This window comes from Streptococcus pseudopneumoniae (genome assembly GCF_038148935.1).
Lineage (GTDB): Bacteria > Bacillota > Bacilli > Lactobacillales > Streptococcaceae > Streptococcus > Streptococcus pseudopneumoniae_U.
This window is the reverse complement of sequence record NZ_JBBJZX010000137.1, coordinates 1-2,928: the sequence shown is the minus strand read 5'-3', so window position 1 is coordinate 2,928 and position 2,928 is coordinate 1. Positions and strand designations below refer to the sequence as shown.

Genomic DNA, 2,928 nt, shown 5'->3' with positions numbered 1-2,928 from the left:
CCGGAATTTTGTTTTGAAATATTTACGTAAACGAGGAATATCTTCTGCCAGCTCTTCTTCTCTACTAATCAATTCATGTAGACATATCATTCCCTCTTGATCCCAGTCCGATAACTCCCATAAATGAAGGTAATATTCATTTCTACACTTATATACACTCCCCTGGACTTCTTCATATAATTCTTTAATCATAATATTCCCCTTTCTGTTTACAGTCTAACAGATTCAGAAACACTTTTAGCAAATTTCATCCATTCTGCTCCCTAAACCGTCTCAACTGCACAAAAAAGAGAGGACAAGCCTCTCTCAGGGTTATTTTTCATCATTCATTTTTGACTTTACTTCATCATAGGATAGTGCATGAGATTCCTCTTCTACTGCTTCAGGCATCTTTCCTGTTTCGTAAAGAGCTTTAATTTGTGTACTATCCAATGTTTCGTATTTCAATAATGCTTCTGCAATCAACTTGTGAGTTTCACGATTTGATTGGATGATTTCAGCAGCTTTATTTCGTGCTTCATTTAATAATGAACGAACTTCTTCGTCAATTTCATAAGCTGTTTGTTCTGAAATTGATTTTTGAGGACTCTGTGCACCAAACATAGCATGGTTTCCTTCATATTGTACTGGACCAAGTTTTTCACTCATACCGTACTCTGTAACCATTGCACGCGCCATTTGTGTCGCCTGTTCAAAGTCGTTTGAAGCTCCTGTCGTTTGGACATTAAAGATAATTTCTTCAGCTACACGTCCACCCATTAAGCCAGCCAATTGCTCTTTCATATCTTCTTTAGATAGAAGCATTTGGTCTTCCTTAGGAAGTGCAATCATATAACCACCTGCACGACCACGTGGTACAATTGTAACCTTATGGACAACTCGGGCATTCGATAAGACTAGACCAACAATGGTATGTCCTGCCTCATGATAGGCAACCAATTCACGTTCTTTTTGTGAAACTGTCTTATCTTTCTTAGAAGGACCAGCAATCACTCTATCTTCTGCTTCATCAATATCTGAAGCATCAATTATCGATTTATTGCGACGAGCGGCAACCAAGGCTGCTTCATTCAAGACATTCTCTAAATCAGCACCAACAAAGCCTGGAGTTTGTTGAGCAACTAATTTCAAATCAACATCTTCTGCTAAAGGCTTGTTCTTAGCATGAACTTTCAAGATTGCTTCACGACCTTTAACATCAGGGCGACCAACCAATACTTTTCTATCAAAACGTCCTGGACGTAAAAGGGCAGGGTCTAATACATCTGAACGGTTTGTCGCAGCGATAACGATAATCCCTTCATTTCCCTCAAAACCATCCATCTCAATCAAGAGTTGGTTCAAGGTTTGCTCACGTTCATCATTTCCTCCACCGAGGCCGACACCACGTTGGCGTCCGACAGCATCAATTTCATCGATAAAGATAATAGCTGGCGCTGCTTTTTTGGCATCTTCAAAAAGAGAACGAACACGACTAGCTCCAACTCCGACAAACATTTCTACAAAGTCAGAACCCGAGATACTAAAGAATGGAACACCTGCTTCTCCGGCGACTGCTTTAGCAAGCAATGTCTTACCTGTTCCCGGAGGTCCCTCCAAAAGAACACCTGCTGGAATACGGGCTCCAAGTTTTGTAAATCGTTTTGGATCTTTTAAGAATTCAACAACTTCAACCAGTTCTTGTTTTTCTTCCTCAGCTCCAGCAACATCTGAAAATCTTACTTTAATATCTTCTTTATTTGCAGCTTTAGCCTTACTACGTCCAAAACTCATCGGGTTACGGCCATTTCCTCCTCCCATATTTCCCATCATAGAGAATAGGAAGAAGAATAGAATTCCAAATGGCACAATGGATACGAGTAGATTAATCCACATACCACTTGAACTTTCATGCTTAACAGTTACTTCTGCTTTATGGTCAGAAGCAAGCTTTTGCAATTCTGATACTGTAGTATCTGCAGGAAGAATAGTGCTGGTAAATTTCTCTACCTTAGTAACAGATGGCGTGAAAAACTGAATACCTGTTTCTTCTTTACTTGTTTTAGGATTTTTATAGACACCCGAAACTTCGATAACACTACCATTTGGTTGATAAGTTAATTCTTTTACATTGTCATCGGTAATTTCTTTTACCAATTCTGTATAATTAATTTGCTCACTTTTCCCTGCAACACTACCTGTACTAAAATACTGATAAGCTGTAACTAGGAAAAAAATAAGTAATAACCATAGAAATGGATTTTTAATTAAACCATTATTTTGTTTTTTCATTAAAAATTGTTCTTTCTAATTTGAATATACTTCTTCTTTCAATACTCCAACATAAGGAAGATTACGATAATTTTCTTTGTAGTCTAAACCATAACCTACTACAAACTCATTTGGGATAGTAAAGCAGGTATAGTCTGCCTCAATTTCTACAACACGTCCTTCTGGTTTATCCAACAAGGTTGCAATGTTAACAGAAGCTGCATCTCTTGCAATAAACATATCTCGCAAATTCTTCAAAGTTTGACCTGTATCAATGATATCTTCTACAAACAGAACATGTCTTCCTTTGATATCTTGAGTCACATCTTGTTTAATATTGATAACACCACTACTTGCTGTTCCACCATGGTAGCTAGAAACCATCATGAAGTCCATTTCAATATGTGTGTCGATATGTTTAACCAATTCAGCCATAAAAGGAATAGATCCTTTTAAAATCCCAACTAAGATTGGATTTTTTCCTGCATAGTCCTTAGTTAATTGTGCACCTAATTTTTTAGCAGCTTCTGTAATTTCATCGTGTGAAACGAGGATTTTTTTAATATCGTTTTCTAACATTTTTTTACCTATCTATTTTTTCTATATAAAGTACAGTGTTCATTATATCATTTTTCGTGTTTTTACTCAAATTACTGGTCGCAATTCCCAAAATTGAGA

Annotated in this window: 2 protein-coding genes and 1 pseudogene; all 3 read right to left on the bottom strand. The window is 37.1% G+C overall.

Going from position 1 to position 2,928, the window contains the following annotated elements; genetic code table 11:
- A pseudogene (locus WKI42_RS09950) lies at positions 1-192 on the bottom strand (sigma-70 family RNA polymerase sigma factor); the annotation flags it as partial.
- Positions 193-312: 120 nt separating this feature from the next.
- The gene (gene ftsH, locus WKI42_RS09945; RefSeq protein WP_368081844.1) at positions 313-2,271 is read right to left on the bottom strand and encodes an ATP-dependent zinc metalloprotease FtsH; all 1,959 of its coding nucleotides are present in this window, start codon (positions 2,269-2,271) and stop codon (positions 313-315) included.
- A gap of 15 nt (positions 2,272-2,286) precedes the next feature.
- The gene (gene hpt, locus WKI42_RS09940; RefSeq protein WP_000892172.1) at positions 2,287-2,829 is read right to left on the bottom strand and encodes a hypoxanthine phosphoribosyltransferase; all 543 of its coding nucleotides are present in this window, start codon (positions 2,827-2,829) and stop codon (positions 2,287-2,289) included.
- Positions 2,830-2,928 lie beyond the last annotated feature (99 nt).